23 protein-coding genes, 1 tRNA gene and 1 pseudogene are annotated in these 21146 nt (G+C 41.6%); 7 read left to right on the top strand and 18 right to left on the bottom strand.

All coding sequences use genetic code 11. The features are described from left to right. The first annotated feature begins 57 nt into the window (after nt 1–57). The 3 genes from JOD02_RS00200 (at nt 58) to JOD02_RS00190 (ending at nt 2029) form a co-directional block, all read left to right on the top strand. Nucleotides 58–146: transfer RNA gene (locus JOD02_RS00200), tRNA-Leu, on the top strand. 173 nt (nt 147–319) lie between these two features. Next, nucleotides 320–1222 (top strand): ATP-binding protein, encoded by a 903-nt coding sequence (locus JOD02_RS00195; protein ID WP_204485870.1) that lies wholly within the window; start codon nt 320–322, stop codon nt 1220–1222. Between the two features lie 39 nt (nt 1223–1261). After that, a complete protein-coding gene (locus JOD02_RS00190) occupies nt 1262–2029 on the top strand; it encodes a tRNA (adenine-N1)-methyltransferase (RefSeq protein ID WP_204485868.1) in 768 nt (255 codons plus the stop codon). A gap of 64 nt (nt 2030–2093) precedes the next feature. Here JOD02_RS00190 and JOD02_RS00185 read toward each other — a convergent pair whose 3' ends face one another. The 5 genes from JOD02_RS00185 to JOD02_RS00165 form a co-directional block, all read right to left on the bottom strand. Beyond that, complete coding sequence (locus JOD02_RS00185) at nt 2094–4742, bottom strand: GH116 family glycosyl-hydrolase (protein WP_204485866.1); 2649 nt, start codon at nt 4740–4742, stop codon at nt 2094–2096. A gap of 191 nt (nt 4743–4933) precedes the next feature. Continuing rightward, nucleotides 4934–5911 (bottom strand): radical SAM protein, encoded by a 978-nt coding sequence (locus JOD02_RS00180; RefSeq protein WP_204485864.1) that lies wholly within the window; start codon nt 5909–5911, stop codon nt 4934–4936. A gap of 16 nt (nt 5912–5927) precedes the next feature. Continuing rightward, the gene (hepT, locus tag JOD02_RS00175) at nt 5928–6353 is read right to left on the bottom strand and encodes a type VII toxin-antitoxin system HepT family RNase toxin (protein ID WP_204485862.1); all 426 of its coding nucleotides are present in this window, start codon (nt 6351–6353) and stop codon (nt 5928–5930) included. After that, entirely contained in the window at nt 6350–6793 is a 444-nt protein-coding gene (gene mntA / locus JOD02_RS00170) for a type VII toxin-antitoxin system MntA family adenylyltransferase antitoxin (protein WP_204485860.1), read from the bottom strand. The genes hepT and mntA overlap by 4 nt, the downstream gene beginning before the upstream one ends. A 175-nt stretch (nt 6794–6968) precedes the next feature. After that, nucleotides 6969–8666, bottom strand: a complete 1698-nt coding sequence (locus JOD02_RS00165) for an AAA family ATPase (protein WP_341534496.1) — start codon at nt 8664–8666, stop codon at nt 6969–6971. Between the two features lie 127 nt (nt 8667–8793). Between JOD02_RS00165 and JOD02_RS11830 the strand changes: the two are divergent. Further along, nucleotides 8794–9063: pseudogene (locus tag JOD02_RS11830) on the top strand (hypothetical protein); the annotation flags it as partial. 397 nt (nt 9064–9460) lie between these two features. Here the strand turns inward: JOD02_RS11830 and JOD02_RS00160 are convergent. The 5 genes from JOD02_RS00160 to JOD02_RS00140 form a co-directional block, all read right to left on the bottom strand. Beyond that, nucleotides 9461–9967 carry a hypothetical protein gene (locus JOD02_RS00160; RefSeq protein WP_204485857.1) on the bottom strand — a complete coding sequence of 169 codons (507 nt, stop codon included), beginning with the start codon at nt 9965–9967 and terminating at the stop codon, nt 9461–9463. 256 nt (nt 9968–10223) lie between these two features. Next, nucleotides 10224–11003, bottom strand: coding sequence for a hypothetical protein (locus JOD02_RS00155; protein WP_204485855.1), 780 nt, complete (start codon nt 11001–11003; stop codon nt 10224–10226). 71 nt (nt 11004–11074) lie between these two features. Continuing rightward, the gene (locus JOD02_RS00150) at nt 11075–11614 is read right to left on the bottom strand and encodes a hypothetical protein (protein ID WP_204485853.1); all 540 of its coding nucleotides are present in this window, start codon (nt 11612–11614) and stop codon (nt 11075–11077) included. A gap of 19 nt (nt 11615–11633) precedes the next feature. Then, complete coding sequence (locus tag JOD02_RS00145; RefSeq protein ID WP_204485852.1) at nt 11634–12242, bottom strand: J domain-containing protein; 609 nt, start codon at nt 12240–12242, stop codon at nt 11634–11636. After that, on the bottom strand, nt 12148–13209 hold the full coding sequence (locus JOD02_RS00140) for a DUF5685 family protein (protein ID WP_204485851.1): 1062 nt from the start codon (nt 13207–13209) through the stop codon (nt 12148–12150). The genes JOD02_RS00145 and JOD02_RS00140 overlap by 95 nt, the downstream gene beginning before the upstream one ends. 227 nt (nt 13210–13436) lie before the next feature. On the opposite strand from JOD02_RS00140, the gene tnpA (JOD02_RS00135) reads away from it, so the two are divergent. Together tnpA (JOD02_RS00135) and tnpB (JOD02_RS00130) are read left to right on the top strand one after the other, a co-directional pair. Beyond that, on the top strand, nt 13437–13754 hold the full coding sequence (tnpA, locus tag JOD02_RS00135; protein ID WP_204485849.1) for an IS66 family insertion sequence element accessory protein TnpA: 318 nt from the start codon (nt 13437–13439) through the stop codon (nt 13752–13754). Then, complete coding sequence (tnpB, locus tag JOD02_RS00130; RefSeq protein ID WP_279380575.1) at nt 13748–13924, top strand: IS66 family insertion sequence element accessory protein TnpB; 177 nt, start codon at nt 13748–13750, stop codon at nt 13922–13924. Before tnpA (JOD02_RS00135) ends, tnpB (JOD02_RS00130) begins: the two co-directional genes overlap by 7 nt. A 334-nt stretch (nt 13925–14258) precedes the next feature. Here tnpB (JOD02_RS00130) and JOD02_RS00125 read toward each other — a convergent pair whose 3' ends face one another. Together JOD02_RS00125 and JOD02_RS00120 are read right to left on the bottom strand one after the other, a co-directional pair. After that, nucleotides 14259–14669: a type II toxin-antitoxin system VapC family toxin gene (locus JOD02_RS00125; protein ID WP_204485846.1), complete on the bottom strand. Its 411-nt coding sequence runs from the start codon at nt 14667–14669 to the stop codon at nt 14259–14261. After that, complete coding sequence (locus tag JOD02_RS00120; RefSeq protein ID WP_207754184.1) at nt 14653–14904, bottom strand: type II toxin-antitoxin system Phd/YefM family antitoxin; 252 nt, start codon at nt 14902–14904, stop codon at nt 14653–14655. The genes JOD02_RS00125 and JOD02_RS00120 overlap by 17 nt, the downstream gene beginning before the upstream one ends. Before the next feature lie 591 nt (nt 14905–15495). Here JOD02_RS00120 and JOD02_RS00115 point away from each other — a divergent pair. Continuing rightward, on the top strand, nt 15496–16101 hold the full coding sequence (locus JOD02_RS00115; RefSeq protein WP_204485844.1) for a hypothetical protein: 606 nt from the start codon (nt 15496–15498) through the stop codon (nt 16099–16101). A 165-nt stretch (nt 16102–16266) separates the two neighbouring features. Here JOD02_RS00115 and JOD02_RS00110 read toward each other — a convergent pair whose 3' ends face one another. From JOD02_RS00110 to JOD02_RS00085, 6 genes are all read right to left on the bottom strand, one after another. Then, the gene (locus JOD02_RS00110; RefSeq protein WP_204485843.1) at nt 16267–16593 is read right to left on the bottom strand and encodes a hypothetical protein; all 327 of its coding nucleotides are present in this window, start codon (nt 16591–16593) and stop codon (nt 16267–16269) included. After that, the gene (gene wecB, locus JOD02_RS00105) at nt 16583–17725 is read right to left on the bottom strand and encodes a non-hydrolyzing UDP-N-acetylglucosamine 2-epimerase (protein WP_204486577.1); all 1143 of its coding nucleotides are present in this window, start codon (nt 17723–17725) and stop codon (nt 16583–16585) included. The genes JOD02_RS00110 and wecB overlap by 11 nt, the downstream gene beginning before the upstream one ends. Before the next feature lie 34 nt (nt 17726–17759). After that, nucleotides 17760–19034: a nucleotide sugar dehydrogenase gene (locus JOD02_RS00100; RefSeq protein ID WP_204485841.1), complete on the bottom strand. Its 1275-nt coding sequence runs from the start codon at nt 19032–19034 to the stop codon at nt 17760–17762. 335 nt (nt 19035–19369) lie between these two features. After that, entirely contained in the window at nt 19370–19516 is a 147-nt protein-coding gene (gene tnpB / locus JOD02_RS11825; RefSeq protein WP_204485839.1) for an IS66 family insertion sequence element accessory protein TnpB, read from the bottom strand. Beyond that, nucleotides 19510–19827, bottom strand: a complete 318-nt coding sequence (gene tnpA, locus JOD02_RS00090; protein ID WP_204485838.1) for an IS66 family insertion sequence element accessory protein TnpA — start codon at nt 19825–19827, stop codon at nt 19510–19512. Before tnpA (JOD02_RS00090) ends, tnpB (JOD02_RS11825) begins: the two co-directional genes overlap by 7 nt. 63 nt (nt 19828–19890) lie before the next feature. Further along, nucleotides 19891–21048: a glycosyltransferase gene (locus tag JOD02_RS00085; protein ID WP_243426247.1), complete on the bottom strand. Its 1158-nt coding sequence runs from the start codon at nt 21046–21048 to the stop codon at nt 19891–19893. Nucleotides 21049–21146 lie beyond the last annotated feature (98 nt).

Below are 21146 nucleotides of genomic sequence, written 5' to 3'. Positions count from 1 at the left end.
CTATTGCATTCTCATAACTAATATGCTATTATATTTGATGTCAAAAGTCAATGACATGCCGAAGTGGTGGAACTGGCAGACGCGCCGGACTCAAAATCCGGTGGGGCTTACACCCCGTGTGGGTTCGACTCCCACCTTCGGCACCAGTTTTAAAAATACCGTATTCACTAAAAGTTAGCGGATTAACCTCCTCAGAAAAATCCGGTGTGACTGAGGAGGTTAAATTTTTATAAGCCTTTATTCTTCAAGCGTTGTGCGGGATACCCTTCGAGAAGCGATAAATAAATTCAACACTACCGCAGGAAGGGAGAGGATGGACATGCGCTGCCGGCGTTGTGGCAAGAAAGGCGAAATCCGCCTTCCAAGGCATAATGCAATATTCTGCAAGGATTGCTTCCTGGTCTATTACACAAACCAGGTACGCCGAAACATAGAAAAAGAAAACATGTTCAGCCCTGAAGATCGAATTTTGGTGGCCGTATCGGGTGGAAAGGACAGCATGGCTCTGTGGCACATCCTGTTGCAACTGGGCTATAACGTCACGGGGATACATTTCAATGTGGGCATAGGAGAATACTCAGCTAAATCCCAGGAAGTAATAGAAAGTTTTGCACAAAAGCACAATGCGCCGGTCATAATTAGAAATATCCCCCAGGAACTTCATTTAGACGTAGAAAAGCTCTCGCGTAGGCTCAGACGAAGCACTTGCTCAATATGCGGCGCCATCAAGAGATACCTGATAAACAAGATTACCCAAGCCGAGGGGTTTGATGTGGTAGCCACAGGGCATAATCTAGATGATGAAGCAGCCACTTTATTGGGCAACATATTGGGTTGGCAAGAAGGCTATCTGGCAAAGCAGTCACCCGTGCTTCCCAGCTCTCACCCGAAACTGGCCAAGAAGGTAAAACCCCTTTATACCCTGACAGAAGAAGAAAATTTGCGTTATGCAATTTACAATGATATTGAGTTTGTACCTGATAGGTGCCCATTATCTAAAGGAGCAAGTTCAATACGGTACAAAGAAGTGCTAAATAGGCTGGAAGAGTTAAGTCCCGGGCTCAAGCAACACTTTCTCGTAGGATTCTATAAAAAGGGGAGAAAATACTTTGAGGAAGCTTCAGCTCCCGTGCAATTGAAGGAATGCAAGATCTGCGGCCAAGTAACCACTGCTGAAGTTTGTTCTTTCTGCCGACTGATGGAAATTGCCAAGCAGATATGATTATACATTCAATTTAAAATTAAAAATGAGGAGGGCAAAATGCTGTCAGATTTTTCCACAAAAAGGGTAATAGTCGGGCCGGATAATTTTAAAAAAGTGGTAGATATCGCTTCCCCAAATAAAATCGGGCTCCCCAATGGCCAGATAGATGCGGCCGAACTTGCCGAAATAAAACCGGGGAGCAGCTTTACGATAAAAGACAAAGTGTATTACGTTTTAGACTGTGACATTTACGATTACGTGATGCACTACTTAAAGCGCAAAACGCAGGTGGTATACCCCAAAGAGGGCGCTTATATCCTCTTGCGCCTGGATATCTCCCCTGGAAAGCGCGTGGGTGAAGCCGGGACAGGCTCCGGCGCCTTCACCGTATGCCTCTCCAGAGCAGTGGGCCCCCAAGGGCAGGTGTATACCTATGAACAGCGCGAGGAGTTCTACAAGCTGGCACAGGCCAACTTAAGAGGCTTCCTACAATTCGACAACGTGACGATGTACAACAGGTCTATCGAAGAGGGTATTCAAGAAAGGAACCTGGATGCCTTTTTCCTGGACGTGCGTGAGCCATGGACAGTTATAGGCGTGGTACGGGAAGCGTTAAAGCCGGCTGGCCACCTTGGCATCATAGTACCCACCACCAACCAGGTATGTCACACCTTGACCTCTCTAGAGCAAAACAACTTCTATATTTCAGAAGTAGTGGAAATCATAATGCGAAAATACAAACCCATCCCTGCAAGGCTAAGGCCGAAAGACCTGATGGTGGGCCACACCGGATATTTGATATTTGCCAGAAAGCTGGGAGAGTAACACTTTTGAAGTATCCTGATTAAACAAAAAAGGGGCTTAAAGCCCCTTTTTAAACTTAAATTTTTTATTCCAAAATAATGTGCATTTCTTGCCCTTTGTTAATCCTCACGATATCGCTAAATTCAATGTTTTGCCCTTCCTTTTTATAATTCACTTGCACATTCCCAACCAAAATCGACTTTATAGATCTATTTTCCACAAAAGGTAGACAGACTTCTCTCAAATTCAAATACCCGTACAAAACCTTCAGTTCTATTTTGTCACCGGCCTTTTCAAAAACTCCCCACCCAGAATCAAGCGACCAGAACACTCTGAAGTGATCGTCGTCGACGACCGGGTTAAAGCCTATCACGCCTCTTACCATATCAAACATAAACCCTGAAAGAGCTAAAAGCAGCGAGTAACTGGCCATAGACCTTGCGTAGTTGCTTCCACACTCAAACTCGTTCCATGGATTGCGTTTGTATCCGTCATACCTGCTGCGTATGGCCTCCACTATTTCCAAACCTTCCTTAACGAATCCTTCCTGAATTAGGTGGGCTGCTATCTGGTACTCAAAACCGTTCATGGTCTCCTGGGCATAAGGCACCGGGACAGCCGGCCTTCTCCTGCCCTCAGGATAAGAGCAGATTATCACGCCCTTTTCATCATTTAACGAAAACACCCTGCACGGATTGAATACATCCCTCATCCTCTTAAAATTGTTTTTGTATACCGAGTAGACGGCTTTTCGAACCTGTGCCGGATCAAATATCTCGCCCAATCCTATTAAATTGGCATGCCATTGGGCCAACACCTGATCCACAAGGCATCCTTCGCCCACCTGATATTTTATTTCACCCTTTTCCTCATTCCAGTAAGTACCCACCGTTGTCCCGCCGACCAGGGTATCGCTTTTACCCTCATCAAACTGCTCCAAAATAGATTTATCGTTCAAATCAATCAGGTGATAATAGTATTCGCCATTGAAGAGATTGGAATCCACCCACTTCTTTCCCCGGTGGAATATATCTAGATACTCCTGTGCAGTGTCCTTTTCTCCCAAATGCTCTGCCATCTCGGCACCGGCTTTTAAAGCCGCCAGATAGAAGCCCGTAAGCCACGAGTTGGGGCCAAACAGCTCCATATCGAGGGTGTGGTGTTGACGCCCTGTCAAAACGCCGGTACGGTCTGGGTCCCACTTGTCCCTATTGGTTTCAGCCCAAGCGTATTCAATGGATTTCTTTACCGATGGCCAAAGCCTACGCAGCCATTCAGTATCGCCGCATATCTTCCACTCCCTATAAACCTTCAAAACGCCGCCAAATTGGCCATCAGCACAAGGCCTGAACTCCCACCGCTGGCTCCCCAGCGGAAGCTGTAGCCTAAATGCCATGTCCCCGTCTTCACCCAAATTATATCGGTAGTCCAGTTCGCGCATGGAACGTTCCAGCCTGGGGAACAAAAATGGCAGCGCATAAGCGTAATTCCATACATGGGTACATGACCCTTCACAGCAACCGGAATCACAGTGACATCCTTCAAAGCCGTAAAACGAGCCATCTTCCAACCGCAAACAGGTGGGCGTTTTTAAAATGGATATATTGGCCGAAATGGCGTCTATAACAACTGGTGGAAGAGTCGATGAAAACAGGGCTTCTTTAAAGCACATAGTTTCCTCATACAGGCGATCCCAGTTCTGAAGCACGTACAAAGCACAATCAAAGGAATCACGGAATAAGCGTGAGTAATAGTTCTTCCATTGAGCCTTTATGTACATTTGGCAACCACAACAGCTTTGATCATTCCCCTGCTTTTTCCAATAGGTATAACAGTTGGGATAATACCACGTTAGGACAAAGCGCACCTTCTTGTACTCACCCGGTTTTAAGGAAAAATGTGCTGCCAGAGTGCACATATCCACTTCATTCCCGGAAGCAATCGTATAACTTCCTTCATTGCGCTTATACGTCCTGTTTTTAAACTTTCCAGGAGTATTAAGGTCACTCCAGTACATCTCAAGGTCATCAAACCAGCTTCCCCTATACCAGTACTCCTGATAACTTACATCCTGTTCATCGGTAGCTATGGTGAGCTCCCCATATCGCACATCGTCTGGTTCGACACCATCACACCCCATTCTGATACCTTTGACCTGTCCACACTGAGCAAACTCGTTATACCCTATATCCCGGCCGTTTACGTTACCAATACAGGATACCACGGCGTAATCTAGAAGTTCATTTGTCGTATTCTCCACCTGTATTTCAAAAAAAGCCGCTGGCAAACTTGAGTCTTTATCATTTAGAGGTATGAAAGGGTTGAACGCCGTCATGGTCACTTTGCCTGGAAAAGTGTCGTCTATAAACGAGATATTTGCAAACGGAAATTCTCCTCTAAACTCTGCGTCCTTAAAATGCGGAACTCCAGATAAATAAGCCCTTGGCGGTCCAAAACCGAAGCCCTTAAAACGAGGTTCACCAAAACTACCCGAGTAAGGAGGATGTAAGTCGCTGTTTAATACCCTCGCATCAATCACCCGACCATCCTTCTCTACCTTTACAGCAAAATGAGAATAGCCGTTATAGCTCCCTTTGTTGGGGCGGTTCTTAATCTCCCAATCGATCAGCCTGCCGTTACCCGCCAAGCCAATGCACCCTGTGCCTATTCCCCCCAATGGAAAGGAGATCTCGTTAAGCCTTTCTTTGGTGTATAAAAAATATGAGTTGTTCATAGGGCAAACACTCCTTTTATCTAATCTATTCCTATTTTATCAAATTTTGCCAAACGTTATCAACCTTTTTATCCCTCCATATCAATACCTTCTCTTAGCCATCGCTAGGCCAAATACAAGGAACAAAATGCCATAATCGGTGTAAGCATGGTTCCAATCAAACCAGACAATTGATAGCCCTTCTTCTTCCTTTACACATACCTATAATGCCCCTCCGGTTTAAGGTCGGGGAGGTTAAGTCCCCTCTCCAGCACCAAATAGTTCCTTATGTCATAGCAAAGGTCACACTCTCCTGCATACTCGGCTTGAGGATTGAACCCATATTCTTTCATTGCCAGCTCGGCAAGCCCTTTTACGCCTGCAGTCTCCAGTGTGTAAAATACACGATAGCGAGCCGGGTCAGCACCCTTTGCCAGCTCACTTAAGGGTATCGAAAGGCCAGGGCAGGATTGCGGAACGAAATTGCCGTATAGGTCAACGTGAAAATGATAAACGCCTGAAAGCAGTCTACATGGCCTAGATTTTTCTAATACTTGCTCAAAAGACTGCTTCTTCATCATGGATTTATAAGTCTTCAAAGCCCGCCCTTTCAAATTGAGTCCATATCTTTTAGAAAGCCGCGCAAGATAATTCTGTCCAAAAAGCCGTGCATATTCATCAAGGGAATGGGGCCTGCTGTCATCCATCGCATCTATATCGGACCAAAAATCCATAAGCCAGGGAAATACCCCCATTCCCACCCTTGAACATGCCGCCATGAGTGCCTTTACCTTCCAAAAAGGTATATACTCATTATGGTAGGGGTCTATAGATATGAGCAACGTGTGCACACCGTATTTCTTAAGGTCCTTAAGGACAGCATCAGCTGACGTTTCATCCCTGTACCACGACGCATTGGTCTCGATGTATTCTATACCAACTCCGTTCCTGCTGGCAGCCTCAAGTACGGGTAGAATTTTGTCAGGCTTAAGAAGGGGCTCCCCTCCGCCAATATGAACCGAGCGGCAGCTCAACCTCCGCAATGTGGAAAATATCTCATCAGCCATGGACGGCGTCATGTAATCATCCGGCCATTGGGGAGAACTGGAATAACAGCAATGCTTGCACTTGGATGAGCATTTGTAGTTTGTGATTATTCCCCCAGATACCAGGTAGCCAATTTTTAGCACAACCAAAACCCCCTATTTACTCCTCTTCCCTTTCCATCTCCTCAACCACTATCTGCGCAAACCTTTCAAAATCACCTAGCCTATTCTGAATTATATCATATATCATCTGTGCGTCTATATCCCAATAAAGATGAACAAGCCTGTTTCTGAACCGCGCCATCTTCTGAAGCTGCTCCGAAAAGTCAGCGGGTACAATCTTTTCTTCCTCCAGTACCTTAAAAATATCGGCATAATCTTTGGGACTCCTGTATCCCCTGGTTGCAATAATGTGATTGCCTATATTCTGGATAGTCTCAATTGCAACCTGTAATAACCTTTCCGCTGCAGCTCTTATCAGAGTATTTTCTTCAAATTCCTTTTGCGGTATATTTCTAATTGTCACTAATTCTCTTAAGTACCCATTTAACATAGCTAACTGCCTTAATACTTTTTGTTTATTCATAACATCCTACCCTCTTTTATTCTCCTTTTGAGGTAATAATTGTACTCCTCATAAATATGCTTGACGTCAAAATACCGCTGAAGTGCCCTTACTTGAAAATCGCACCTTTCGTCATGGTCTTTTTCGTATATCATTTTCCCATAAGCAATAACCTCGTACTGCATATAAGGCGGGCAATCGTTCAAAATTACCAGATCAAAATCATCAATCTCGAGGGCTTCAGCTATGTTGTTAATCAATTCAAGCTGCTTCTTCCAATCCCCCTTTTTCCGCAACAATACAGCTATATCTATGTCGCTCAAATCTGTGGTTTTTCCCGTAGCGTATGACCCGTAAACATATGCCGCTACAATTTGGGGGTCTTTTTCAAAAACCGCGGGGAGCTTTTCCGCAGCTCTAGCCAATATATCTTTTGGCAGCTTTTTGCCAAATTTTATCATAACTTTCTTCCTTTCATTAACTCAACTCTGTAATAAAAAACAAATCCCCCAATAATCCAAAATAAACTCATACTTTAAACTGCTTTTATATACAAAAAAATGGTTGCCTGTATACACTTTTAGTGCTTTTTCTACTGCCTGCTGGCAATGGAAGCGTATCAAATCCCATGGGCAATCATCCAATCTCAATTACCCGGTATTCATCTTTTCCTATAAATATGATGAGTGCCTGTTTTAAATCTTTTCTGCCCTGCAGGCCTTTGCTCTCACCATATCTCTTAAGCTGATTCAAACCTTCCTCAATTATCCTGTCTATGCTGTTTCTTTCACCCTTTTTTATATATTTCAACTCGATTAACCACTCGTATTTTACATCCGGTATCCTTGCATCCCTTTCCAGATATATGTCTATATATCCTCCAGCCGTTTCCTTTTCGCTTACCGGCCTGTAAGCTTTGCTGTTCACAAGGTAGGTGAGTAAAATCAGTTTGAGGTATTTTTCATCGAAGTTTATCATATCCCTGTTTGACAAAGTCTTCAGCACATTCTGGCTTATATATTCTACGTACGGCTCTATCTTTCCTTCATATGCCATCTTCTCTATCGTCTTTCTCAACTCGTTTAAGTCAAGGTCTATACTGTGCTGTTTCTTTAAGTTATTTTCGATATATTCCCACATCATTGCTTTAACTACATAATTTGGTATTTTTAAAAATAGCCTCGTCTTTTCCTGCCTTTCTATAGTGAGTAACCCCATATAGAATAACAGCGAAACAAAATATTCCTCATCGTACATCCTGTCAAATGAAAATTTTGTAACTATCTCAGCCACTATCCCTTCATCTTTTATGATTTTTTCTAATAATGACCTGTTCCGCTCATTCATTGTAAGCTTATTTAACCTTTCATAGTCTGTTTTCATGTTATCGTCTATCAAATATTCCGGATATCCTCCTGTGCTCTTAAACTGTGCCAAAAAATACAGAACCATATCGGGGTTGTAAACCCTAGTTTTGGCATTTTTATTGAACTTATAGCCATCATACAACTCTCTTAGGTGGTAAACCAGCTCATCTTTTTTCTCTACCCCTATCTCTTCTAATACCTTCACTACTTCTTCTTCCGTGAAGCCCAACATCTCATTCAAGCTTAAATCCATTGTAACGTTTAAAGCTATGTTAAACCCACTCGTTAAATCGTCCAGCATTACCGGAGATATCCCTGTTATGAACATTCTGTCTATTACCGTTTCCGTCCCTATCTTAAGGGTTTCGTAGAAATCCCTTACAAAACCCGATGCCCTGATTATTCCCTTATAAAATTCATTATCACCCTGAGCTATTATATCATTGGCAAAATGGTCGTATTCATCTATAATCAAGTATATCTTTTGCCCCACTTTCTTTACTTCATTTATCAGCTGACTCACCATCGACTTTATATCCGGGCTTTTGTAGATGCGTTGTTTTATCTGCTCTATATCATTAAACATATTCTGGTAATCATCCAAAAAAACACACATTGCATCGATCAGGTTTTGTTTAAACGATACCTCCAACCTGTCCTTATTGCTTGTATCCAAGCCCGAAAAATCCAACCTGAATATCATATAGCTGTTTCTTAGCTTAGTGGGGTTCTTCCCTATATAGAGGTCACCAAACAGCCTATCGAAATCTTTCTTACTGTTTATATCATAATAATGCTTAAGCGTAGAAAGGAAGAGGCTTTTCCCAAATCTTCTTGGCCTTATAAAAAACAGGTATTTACCGCTCATGTTCTCTATCTTCTCTATATACATCGTCTTATCGACATACAGATATCCTTCTTCTCGCATGGCCTTAAAATTGGACATACCATAAGGTATTTTCTTCACTGCTATCCTCTCCATCATATTTTCTCGGTAAATTTTTGGTTTTCTTTTCTTTATTATACCATCTAAACATAAAGTGAATCATTCAAACACCTATGGCTAATAACTCTCCTTTGATGCAGCTTCTTACAAAGTTCTCAAGAGCGCTGAAGAGAAGATAATAGAAGCGTATATTGCTTCTTTTGCTGTGACAGACCTTTATTATTTTATCTCAAAAAATTTGGGGAACGATAAAGCCGCTCTGGCGATCAAAGCCCTTTTGAACATCGTAAAATTAATCGGCATAACAAATAAAGATGTAGAAAAAGCCCTGGCCAATCCATCCATCAAAGACCTTGAAGATGCGTTATCACTTTTTCAGGCTGTACATTTTTTACAATTCTTTCAACAACTTCATTGATTTTTTCTTGTGGTATCACAGGCAATCACCTTATTCCTGATTGCTCGATACAAAATATTGATAGTTTCTATCTTTCTAACAAAATCCGTCGTTTACCGCATTTCATAACTTTACCTCATAAATATTATACCATATTAATGCGAAATAATAACATACACGTGTTGGGTGTAATCACTGATGATCATAAACGCTACTGAGTTTAAGGTGACAGTTTGCAAATATCTACGGCAATTGCAATACAAACGTAATTACCACCAAAACAATCATTGCATACAGCATATATGATCCTCTCAGTAATTTTTAACAAAGATGTATCTCATACAGATGTTTCGATAATATATTGGGTTCTTTTCTCTTAACAATCCTGCCTGAACTCACAACATTAACAACAAATCATCTACAATCCCCTCAACGCATCAAACTTCCCGAATATCTTCTCCGGTACAGAGCTTGAATTCAATTCCGTCAAATCAACCGTGGTACACACAACCCTTTTGATATCCCCATATCTAATCTTTATCTCTTCTGTTCTGGGTTGAGAAACGAAATATTTATATTTTCCTTCCATAGCCTGTTTCTCAAAAAAGTCATTTTCACGGATGACCAACGGGTCTGAAAACTTCCAGTGATCCGCTGGCGACACTCCTTTGGGCAACTTAGAAACATCCTCATATTCGAACTTTGAAAGGTAAACAACCGGCATGTCCTCAAAGTTTACTTCCATTACAAATACAGGTCCATTCCTCCATCCATTGTCCAAAAGCTCATCGTTTTTAGACTGGTAGAGCTTTATAAAGCTTCTTATAAACCATCCTTCTACATTTATGTCGGATTTATATCTCAAAAAGTATCTCGTTACAGATTCATATCCACAATCGCCAGAGATAGAATCACAGTATTTCATGAGTTTATCCACATTTTCATAGGTTTTATAAACCACATTGAATGCTTTCTTAAGATTTTCACCTAAATTCATCATATACGAGCGCAGGATACTCCATCTTCTTCAAGATAGAGAGGCATGCGCTCTCCCCTCCTTTCTAACATTAATGTCTTTGCTTTCTCTATAAGTCTTAACTTGCTGTGTTTGGCACTGTTATATATCTTTTCCCCAAAGAGACTTCTTATAGAAAAATAACCGCTGCTCCTTAAACCTACTATTATTCCAATCTACAACAATCCTCTACTGCAATATGGTAAATAAAGCTGAAATCTATGTCATAATAATCAAAACAAAACCACAGATCGCCATCTATATTGGGACACTCAATATTAAAACTCCTAAACCGCTCCAAACCCTTCCTCTTCAGTAAATCCACAATGTCTTTTATTATCAACCTCTCAAAATCGTTTAATTCCTGCTTATCAATTGACTCTTCCAAAGTTACTAGTATTTCTTCCCATGGTATATATCCCAGAACAACACCGTGTTCAATGATGTTTCTATCACAGGCTTCCCTGCAAATCGGATAACAAATGTGTTCAGGCGCAATAAATATCAACAAAGCTTTTTTATCGGCGCCCAATATCTTTTTCTTTAATATCCTTGATTCTCTGGACAGCTGATGCCTACTATCGATGGCCCCGGTGCTGGCTAAATTAACAATATCGTCGTCCGAAGACAACCCGCTGTAAAGCTTAACCTCAATACCGATGACTATATTATCAAAATCCATAAGTACGTCTAGTTCTCCCTGAGGGTCACTGGGCCAAAACTCAATGTTATGGTTCCAATAGGAAGCATCTATGTTCTCAATTTCCTTCAGTATCGCTGCAGATCCCTCATATAAAAATCTGGTTTTTAAAATAATCTGCTTTGCCACCTTGTTAAAAGGGATGTACCTTAAAGAACCGAAAAAATCCCCCGTCAGCTTATCTTCCAATCTCTCGCTGAGGTTAGACCCTGTAGAACTTATCTTACCTTTTATCTCTGCAATCAAATCTATCACCTGCTTAAAAATGTTTGGTCCTCATTCATAATATCCCTTTTTAAGAGCTAAATTGGATATACTTATCTAAACCACCCTCTTAAAACCCTCTCCAGCCTCCTGTGATAAAAGCCTATGAACATGGTATAGACGATGTCGTATACTAAAAACACAAATTGAGCGCCCAGCCATAAAAGAGGCAAAGGTAGCCTAGATGATATGCTTTCTCCAAAAACAAGGCTGACCAGAAAATACAAAATCAGCAGACTCACGTTGAATGCAGCAAACTTCAAGGTCCAGCTTATAACAGCGTTTCTTATCTGCTCGCACAAAAATTTTATGATGCCATATACCCCAAAAAAAACAATATACGCTAAAGCGATACTCCTTGACGGAATCATAAAAAATGCCAGCACAGCTGTTGCCACATAGAGCAAAACGGCATAAAGCAAGTCCACCTTCATAATCATAATTGACACAAAAAGAGAGCTGACCGCAAGGAAAAACAGCCTGTTCACGGGTATAAGGTAGGCAGCCACCAGAGACATCATAATAAAGCCGGCCAGTATACCACCCAAAGCCACTTTTCTTTGAACAGGCACTGAACGGTCTAACCAAATCACCTTCGATCACCACCTGCTTTTAGCAACAGGAAATCAAATCACCACCCATACACTCGCACAGGCAGTCGGCACAATACAAAGCAGTGCACAGCTTGCAGCAGTCGGAGTCATCTCTGGGCGATCTATCTGAATAGTGCTGATACCTGTAGTTGTTCATAGAACTGCTCAACATCATCAGCGCATTGCGGTACTCCAGGTTACCCGGATCCATATTTACGGCAGTTTGCAAATGTGAGTAAGCTTCGGAATACCATCCTCTTCTCCATAATATAAGGCCTTTCAAATAATGCCATTCAGCATTTCTATCGCGTATGCGGTTAAGCAGGGCCTCGGCCTGACTATAGTCCCCTGCATTTATCTTTTCTCTCACCTGCTGAAAAACATTTGTAGCCCCGTCATTATATTCATATGCTCTGCTGCTTTCCGAATATGTCCCGCTTCCAGATTTATTGCCCATCAAAAGGGAGTAGGCTTCGTTGACTTCCTGCATCTTCTCCTTGGCTACCTCTTCCAGGTCGGTACCGGCAAACTTATCAGGATGATATTTTTTGACCATCCTCCTGTAAGCCTCCTTTATCTCCTCCTGAGTTGCGCCTGGCCTCACGCCCAAAACCTTGTACGGGTCCATCCCCTTCTCTCCCTCCATTCAATATCATCTGCATTTTGTATGGCAACCCTAAAAATATAATATTTTCCAGCAATCCTCCGTTTCGCCTTATATCCAGAAGCTCATACGCCTTGCCTATTTCAGCCAGACAGGTGTTCAATATGAATTCAACCTCTTTTCTACTGTTCTCTCTAATGCGCAGGGCAAGGCTTTCCCTTTCACCTTTTTTGTTAAGCCTGTCTCCCCTGGTCTGCCAGGCAAAAAGACTTTTCCCTAGCTGGCGTACAAAAATGTCATCCCCGGATAATAAAGCATGGGTATCCTTCCCATACCTTGCAACCAACACATTGTAGTTGCCGGATCTAATGTCGCTCTCAATATCCGAAAAGGCATCCATTACATAAATCCACTTCCCCAGGTTGTACCCCATCCATTCTAAAACCCTTCGCTTATGTTTTTCCAGCTGAGGGAATGGCAGCACAATAGACAGCATCCTTGCAAAAGGCTCAGCAGCCGCATCCACCGATGAAACCTTTTCAGCTTCTACCTGTGCCTGCCTGTCAAGCTGCTCACGTACCGTCTCATATACCGCCGGATACGCAGACCTTACTCGTCTTATATAAGGGCTGAAAATTCGGGATGCCAGCAGCAATGGAATACTTTTCTCATCCCTCCAGCCATCTTCAAGCTTAAAATAGGCCATCAGTAGGTTTACCGCAGCGGCATAACTAATAGCTGCGTTTTCTCTAACCACCGGCTTGGGCTTGAATGGGTTAACCACGCACTTCTCAAAGCAAACCCTTTCCTCATCTTCCATCAGCGAGAAATTGAGCAGTGCAAGGAAAGCCGCATCATAGCTGACAGTAAAACGGCTCAGCTGGCCGTACTCGTCTCCCAGTGCCTTGCATACACCGCAATAGTAGCTCTTGTAGCATGCAAACTCCTTGATTTTCAGCTCGGGCTTTAAAGGTTGTACATAGCCAAACATTTATACACCCTCATAAAATAAATCTCTCTAACTAATCTGTAAGCCTCCTCCACATTGGGTATGAGGGCTCACTGCTCGAATACCTTTACAAATAACATTCGACATAAATCCAAAATTTCCTTGAATATAAGTATAATTTTTAAGTAAGCGTCAAATAGAGCACACCTAAAAATTTGCAAGAAAATGTAAGATAATTCCTCCATAGAAATGACAGGGAGGGATTATCCATGACACATAAGGAACGCAGGCAGCAATGGAAAGCTAGGATTGAAGCCTACAAAGCCAGCGGCTTGTCTGCAAGGGAATTTTGCAGGCAACACAACATAACCACAAGACAGCTGTACTACTGGCTAAGAAAAGAAACTTTAAAAGAACAGACTGGTAATACAGTGCAATGGTTACCTGTTAATTTAAGTGGCCAAGAAGACACATCTTTAAGCGACTTTTTAACCGTAAAAGTAGGTCCTGCTGTTATTGAGGTAAGACAAGGTTTTAATGAGAAACTGCTGCTAGATGTAGTAAAGGTGTTGAGCACTCTATGTTAGGACTGGTCAGTACTCAAAAGGTTTATCTTGCGTGCGGGAGTACCGACATGCGTAAATCAATAGATTCCCTAGCGGCTATTATACAGCAAAGCTTTGAATTGGATCCTTTTTCAAGTGCTCTGTTTGTGTTCTGTAACAAGAGCAGGGACAAGATAAAGATACTGCAGTGAGACCACATATGAAGTTGAGAAGCTGCCGAATATGGATATAGAGGATAAGGAAGCACTGGACGAGATTTTACCGTGGTCAACAAGTTTGCCGGATTGTTGCAGGGTGAAATAGAGATGGAAAGTCCCCACCTTAAATGAGGTGGGGATTGCTTTTATCCCAATGGTTTGGTATTGTCGGTTTAAGTTATCAGTTTGTCAAGTTAGAGTTTGAAAAAGCCTGAAATTAAGCAATTTTTTCTTTTTCAAATGCCCAAACTGCACCTACACAGTAATGTTACTTTCTCAAGGTGGGAATTATTTTACGCTTACATATGCTTTACTATTCTCGCAATTTTCAAGAAATTATTTTTAAAAACTCTTCTGGACTGACTGTTTTGACTGCCTGATCCGTAAATCCTTTTTTATCTCTGGTTATAATATAATCAACACCTTTACGCTTTGCAATCTGAACGGTAACTGCATCCTCAAAATCCGTAGCTTCCATCTTTAGGGCTCTTAAAATATCCGTTTTGGTAGTACTTACTATATCAACAAGCTTAAAATATTCGGTCAGCATTAACACCCGTTCTTGCTGTGTTCTATATTTTCTCATAATATAATAAATATCAGTTACCGATGAAGCCGATACATAAGCTTTTATATAGTTATCTTTAATCATGATCAATATTTTATTGACCGTCTCAAAAAATGGTTGCCTGTGAAGCAAAAAATCAAGAGATATATTTGTATCAAGTAATACTGTCATATTTATTTAACCTCTCTTTTCTCATGACATCTAAATCAATATCTTCAGTAACCGGTTCACTCTGCTTTATCATCTCTAATAGCCTGCTGTAAGCAATTTCTTTTTCATTTTTTGATACTGCTGTAAGTTTTGCAACAACCTTACCGTTTCTTAAAATTAGAATATCTTCTTTCTCAGAAAGCCTTATATATTTTCCGACATTATTTTTGAACTCTGTTGAACTAACCTGTATCATATGGTTCACCTCCTTTGGCCTATAATTATTATAGCTTATATTGGCTATTTTGTATACTATTGAACTTGGCTATTTTAGATAAAGTATATAATCATTACTTAATTTTGAAGAATCGAGACATCCCCCAAAATTGGCTATTGTGTTTTAAAGGGAAATGGTGTATAATAATCCATGCTTGCAAAAGCCGGGAATACCCGGCAGACAGGAGGTACAGATGCTTTCAAAAACTCATCATCTGCTTATACGCAAAACAACATCAGCGATGAAAAAGGCACACCTCCAAGAAAACGCCGTCTAAAAGCAGCATCGTAAAAAGCCATTAATCACAAAGATATCCTCACCGAAGAGAAAGCCCTTTCAATTCACATCCGCAAATAAAAAAAAGACACACCCGAAAAAGACGGGCATGACCCAACATGATAATGATCATTTTTTTGCCTGTTTATATTTTATGTACATTGCCCGGATATAAATACCATTTTTGATAAAATTTATAAACCAATTCACGCCGGCTTATCGACCACAATTTAATATTTATGCTTCTTGTGTATCTGCCATGCCAAAGCAAAACCAGAAAAGGAGGAAGATAATTTGAGAAAACGAGAAAATTATCTTGAAGAGGGCATAAGCGCCCTGCTCCCGGTTTACACCGAAGGCGTGGGAGACACCACCCTGCTAATCACCCTGGAAGGCCACCAAAGGGTAATACACAAGAAGATAAAGTCGGTGCTCAAAGGCATCGCAGCCAGCCTCTCCTACGACATTGTGGAGCTCCGACGAAAGTACAGAGAGATATTAGGTCAAAAGTCTAAAATACCTATACCATTTAAGCACGATTTGGTACTAATGCCGGTTTCAGTAAGACACCCTCTCATCCAGGGGGATGAAACATTCGGATATATAAATTACCGCTTAATAGAGCAGGTGATAAGGGAAGGCAAGTACTGCAAGGTGGTCCTCCAAAACGGCATCGAGATACAGCTTTTGCAGTCATACAGCACTACCCAGAAGAATATATTGAACGCCCAGCTTGTAGAAAAACATTTCATGCAAAATAACTATAAAGGCATCGAAAAGATAAGCTCTCTTCAGGAGCTTAGTGACGAACTGCACTGTCCGGCAACCCGCGGAGATATAATGGTACTTTATGAGCATATAAAGAAGGTCATTGAGATGCTGGAATCGAACACAAAGTGAGCTTTTTAAAGTGCAAAGTCGGGAGATGCCAAAATGATAACCGCTCTCTGGGGAAGGATATGTTCCTTCCCTTTTTCTTCTTTATAATTAACTTTCGAAAACTACTTTCCCCATTCAAACATTTGCTCTACATCGTACCCCACATCTTTCTTCACATCATCCATCTCAATTCGCCCCTGCTGATATTGCCGAATATACTGCAGAAAAATCCTCCTCCACAACATCCACCTTAACTCCCTCAGCATCGGGAGCAAGCTCTACAAACGTCTCAGCCCCTGCCTCTTTCAATGCACGCATGGTCCTCTCTGGCTCCAGCGTCAGCGCTATGATGGTGCCGCCGCCACCCGCCCCTGCCAGCTTAGCCGCCAGCGCACCATTTTCCCTGGCCACCTTCATCATATAGAGGTTTTGCTCGCCCGAGTCGGCCAGGCTGTTTTGTATCTCGTGGTTCTTGTTCATGAGATAGGCAAAAATGACAAACTTATATACCAAACTCCTCTGGCTTTTCACCAAAGCCAAATTTATGTAATATGGCTTTAACTATCCTTTCAGAAGCTTTACCGTCACCATATGGATTTACTGCTCTTGCCATTGATTCATATACCTCTTTATTTGTCAAAAGCTCAACAGCCATATTATATATGTCATCCTCAACAACTCCAGCCAATTTCACAGTCCCAGCCTCTATCGCTTCCGGCCTCTCGGTCTCGGTCCTCAATACCAAAACCGGCTTCCCAAGGGCCGGAGCTTCCTCTTGCAAACCTCCCGAATCGGTCATAACCATATAACACCTGGCCATCAAATTGTGCATGTCCTGCACATCAACCGGGTCTATCAGATAAACCCTCTCGGTACCCCCTAAAATTGAATTAACCGTTTCCCAGACGGCGGGATTTAAATGCACAGGGTAAATAATATGCACATCATCAAAATCCTGTATAAGCCTCTTTACTGCTCTGCAGATGTTTTCAAGCGGCTCACCCAGGTTTTCCCTCCTGTGTGCGGTCAGCAAGACATACCTCCCTTTTGAAAAATCAATGCCTTTGAGGGTTGAAGCTCTGAATGTATAATCAGATACAACGGTATATTTCAACGCATCTATAACTGTGTTGCCCGTCACATAAATTCCCTGCGTAATATTTTCCCTTATGAGGTTTTGTTTATTTCTAACGGTTGGAGCAAAGTGCATCTCGGCAATATCGGCGGTAAGCATTCTGTTCATCTCTTCGGGATACGGAGAATATTTATCGTATGTCCGGAGCCCCGCTTCCACATGCCCCACAGGGACTTTGTTGTAAAACGCTGCCAAGGCTCCTGCCAGTGTGGTGGATGTATCACCGTGCACCAGAACAATATCGGGTTTCAGCTCGTTTATAACCTTATACAAACCTTCCAGAGCCTTTGTAGTTATGCTTACAAGGCTCTGTCTGTGCTGCATGATGTTCAAATCGTAATCGGGCTTTATATTGAATATCTCCAGCACCTGGTCGAGCATTTCCCTGTGCTGTGCTGTAACGCAAACATAGCTCTTTATAAGAGGTTCTTGCTCCAATTTCTTTACAAGTGGCGCCATCTTTATTGCTTCGGGCCTTGTACCGAATATGGTTAAGACTTTTATATTCATATTATTCACAGTATCTACCCCTATAACAATCATTTTACCTGCTTGCCCCATTACCCAGCAATATATACCTGAAGCCTTTGCTTTCAACCTCTTCTTTGCTTAAGAAATTTCTCGTGTCAAAGATGTTCCTGTTTCTCATAACCTTCGCCATGTCATCAAGCGGCAAATGTTTAAAACAGTCGTGATGCACGGCCAGCACCACCAAGTCGCTTCCCTCCGCCACTTCAATCAAATCCTTTGCCTTATATTTATGGGCCTTTACATAAGGGTCGTATACCCGGATTTCATAGTCCCCTCTTTTCTCCATCAGTTCTATCAGTTCAATAACAGGGCTCTCCCTCACGTCGTCTATGTTGGGCTTATATGTTATACCCAGAATCGATACTCTTCTTACGCCCTCGACATCCTTCAAAATTTCGTCTATCCTGTTTAGGACATGCTGCGGCATGCTGTCATTGGTTTTCCTGGAAAGCTCTATAATTTTTGCCAGATCAGGAACCTTTTCAACTATAAACCACGGGTCCACCGCCAGGCAGTGTCCACCCACCCCCGGACCGGGCTGATGAATGTTCACCCGCGGGTGCTTGTTGGCCAGCTCTATCACTTCCCAGACGTTTATACCCATCCTTTCACATATTCTGGCCAGTTCGTTGGCAAGAGCAATGTTTACATCCCTGAAGGTGTTTTCCACCACCTTACACATCTCTGCCGTTCTCACATCAGTTAAATATATTTCGCCGTTAACAAATATTTTATATAAATCCCGTATTTTTTCAGCGGAAACCCTGTTTACTCCCCCGATTATACGGTTATTATGTACCAGTTCCCACAGTATCTTCCCCGGCAGGACCCTCTCAGGAGAATGTCCTACATATAATTCCTCCCCTATTTTTAGACCGGACTTTTGCAGTATAGGTACCATAAGTTCTTCCACCGTTCCTGGAGGTGAAGTGGACTCCAGTATAACCATGTTTCCTTTTCGGAGATAAGGCACAATGGCTTCTGTAGCCGCAACCACATAGCTCATATCGGCTTTTTTATCCTTGGTGACGGGGGTTGGAACTGCTATAATAAACGCATCAGCCTCGTGAGGCTTGGTATCGGCAATCAGGTTTCCGGACCTGACGGCTGCCTGTACCATAATATCCAGATACGGTTCTTCGATTGTAATCTCACCCTTGTTTAAAGCATTTACGATTTTTTCATTTACATCTACCCCGATCACCTTGCATCCGTGGGTTGCAAATATAGCACTGGTCGGCAAACCTATATAACCTAAACCTATGACACATATTTTTGGCTGACTCATTGTCCTAACCTCTCCTCGTAATCAAAAAATAATATCCACGCTAACAAAACAACAATTATGTAGGAACAATTTAGGCGTTTTAAAAAATAGCTTAATTTTTCAGGCTTCTTTAAACTCCAACTGATAAAACTAATAACTTAAACTGGCAATCATCAAACTATTGCAATGAAAACAATCCCTACCCTGTTTAAGGTAGGGATTGTCCATCTCTATTCCACTCTGCAAGCAATCCGACAAACTCGTTGACGATGGTAAAATCTCATATAGCGCTTCCTTTACTTTATATCCATATTTGGCAGTTTCTCAACTTCATATGTGGTCTCACTGCAGTATCTTTATCTTGTCCCTGCTCTTGTTACAGAACACAACAGAGCACTTGCAAAGCTTTGCTGTACGATAGCCGCCAGGGAGTCTATTAATTTCCGCATGTCGGTACTACCGCACGCAAGATAAACCTTTTGAATACTGGCCAGTCCTAACATAGAGCGCTCAACACCTTTACTACATGAAGCAGCAGTTTCTCATTAAAACCCTGCCTTACCTCAATTGCATCAGGACCCACTTTTACGGTTAAAAAGTCACTTAAAGATGTATCTTCTTGACTGTTTAAACTAACAGATAACCATTGTACTGTATTACCAGTCTGTTCTTTTAAAGTTTCTTTTCTTAGCCAGTAGTACAGCTGTCTCGTAGTTATGTCGTGTTGTCTGCAAAATTCCCTTGCAGACAAGTCGCTGGCTTTGTAGGCTTCAATCCTAGCTTTCCATTGCTGCCTACGCTCTATATGGGTCATACATAGATAATCCCTCCTTATCTATTTTCATGGAGGAATTATCTCACATTTGCTTGCAAATTTTTAGGTGTGCTCTATTTGACGCTTACCATTTTTCAAAATTTCTTCATACATCCTACAGTGACCTTGCGCACAATACTTTATCGAAAAAGTTTCAGCCTTTTTGGAGGCTGCTCGAGAAAAATTCTGCCTTAAATCAGGATTAATAACCAGCAAATACAAAGCTTCAGCTAGTGCCTCACTATCTCTGGTGGGAACTATCAATCCATTCATTCCGTTATCGATGATTTCATCGTTGCTCCCTGCATTCGTTGCTACTACAGGAAGACCAGAAGCAATAGCTTCTATTAAAGCTATCGACAAACCCTCATAAAGTGAAGACATAACGTAAACATCACTCTCTCTCAAAATATCCGGTATATCACTACGTTTTCCTAGAAAGTTTATGTATTTTTCCAAACCCAATTCACTGGCAAATTCTTTTAGATAACAGTCCAAGCTTCCTCCCCCTACTATATTTAGTGTTGGAACTTCACGACCTTCACTCTCTAATCTGTCCTTCAGGATTTTGAAAGCAACAATTAATGTAGGATAGTCTTTTTGTTCTTCAAGCCTTCCAACAGCAATAATATTTTTAACATTCTTTCTGAACACTCGATCCAGAGTTCTAAATTTCTCAAGTGGGATACCATTGTAAATTAGGTAAACTTTTTCTTCGGGAATACCTAATTGTTTTAGTACTATCTCCCTTACTTTGCGAGAAATTGCAACTGAAGCACTCAGTCTACGATTTATATACCACTTATGCAGATAGGGATAATTAATTACTGTATTGTGAATAGTCTCAACAATTGGAACTTTTCTGAAAAGAGATCTCACAACGTGAAAAGTCACGGTTTCCAAATGCGAATGAACAACGTCTGGCTTAAACTCTTCATAAAAAGTATTCAATTTTTCTTTTATTCTTGGCCAATCCTTCCTAAACCTTCTTTCGACAAATTTCACACTCACATCATTTTCAACAAGCTCCTTTACATAACTTATTTGAAATTCTCTTGCTTTCTCATCATTATATGGCAAGTCTTCAACTTTGTAAATCACCCATATTTCAACATCTAAGCCTTGCTTTTTCAATTCTAAAACAAGTGATTTCACAAATACCTCCGCTCCTCCAGGACTACACGAGGAAATGACATGTGCGATCCTCACAGCAATCACCATCCCAAAAAATTAGTTTTTAGAACTATTCATACCAAAAGAATGGTATATTATTTTTCTGCTCTAATGTGTAGAAACCTAACTAAAAACTGTAAAATAAG

The sequence above is a fragment of the Caldicoprobacter guelmensis genome (genome assembly GCF_016908415.1).
Taxonomy (GTDB): domain Bacteria; phylum Bacillota; class Clostridia; order Caldicoprobacterales; family Caldicoprobacteraceae; genus Caldicoprobacter; species Caldicoprobacter guelmensis.
This window is presented reverse-complemented; position numbering and strand designations above follow the sequence as displayed.

Coding starts and splice junctions, on each gene's coding strand:
- tnpB (WP_204485839.1), bottom strand. CDS start 19,516: ATGTTAGGACTGGCCAGTATTCAAAAGGTTTATCTTGCGTGCGGTAGT.
- JOD02_RS00185 (WP_204485866.1), bottom strand. CDS start 4,742: ATGAACAACTCATATTTTTTATACACCAAAGAAAGGCTTAACGAGATC.
- JOD02_RS00190 (WP_204485868.1), top strand. CDS start 1,262: ATGCTGTCAGATTTTTCCACAAAAAGGGTAATAGTCGGGCCGGATAAT.
- hepT (WP_204485862.1), bottom strand. CDS start 6,353: ATGAATAAACAAAAAGTATTAAGGCAGTTAGCTATGTTAAATGGGTAC.
- JOD02_RS00120 (WP_207754184.1), bottom strand. CDS start 14,904: ATGATACAGGTTAGTTCAACAGAGTTCAAAAATAATGTCGGAAAATAT.
- tnpA (WP_204485838.1), bottom strand. CDS start 19,827: ATGACCCATATAGAGCGTAGGCAGCAATGGAAAGCTAGGATTGAAGCC.
- JOD02_RS00085 (WP_243426247.1), bottom strand. CDS start 21,048: ATGGTGATTGCTGTGAGGATCGCACATGTCATTTCCTCGTGTAGTCCT.
- JOD02_RS00125 (WP_204485846.1), bottom strand. CDS start 14,669: ATGACAGTATTACTTGATACAAATATATCTCTTGATTTTTTGCTTCAC.
- tnpA (WP_204485849.1), top strand. CDS start 13,437: ATGACACATAAGGAACGCAGGCAGCAATGGAAAGCTAGGATTGAAGCC.
- JOD02_RS00160 (WP_204485857.1), bottom strand. CDS start 9,967: ATGAAATACTGTGATTCTATCTCTGGCGATTGTGGATATGAATCTGTA.
- JOD02_RS00195 (WP_204485870.1), top strand. CDS start 320: ATGCGCTGCCGGCGTTGTGGCAAGAAAGGCGAAATCCGCCTTCCAAGG.
- tnpB (WP_279380575.1), top strand. CDS start 13,748: ATGTTAGGACTGGTCAGTACTCAAAAGGTTTATCTTGCGTGCGGGAGT.
- wecB (WP_204486577.1), bottom strand. CDS start 17,725: ATGAATATAAAAGTCTTAACCATATTCGGTACAAGGCCCGAAGCAATA.
- mntA (WP_204485860.1), bottom strand. CDS start 6,793: ATGATAAAATTTGGCAAAAAGCTGCCAAAAGATATATTGGCTAGAGCT.
- JOD02_RS00145 (WP_204485852.1), bottom strand. CDS start 12,242: ATGGACCCGTACAAGGTTTTGGGCGTGAGGCCAGGCGCAACTCAGGAG.
- JOD02_RS00140 (WP_204485851.1), bottom strand. CDS start 13,209: ATGTTTGGCTATGTACAACCTTTAAAGCCCGAGCTGAAAATCAAGGAG.
- JOD02_RS00100 (WP_204485841.1), bottom strand. CDS start 19,034: ATGAGTCAGCCAAAAATATGTGTCATAGGTTTAGGTTATATAGGTTTG.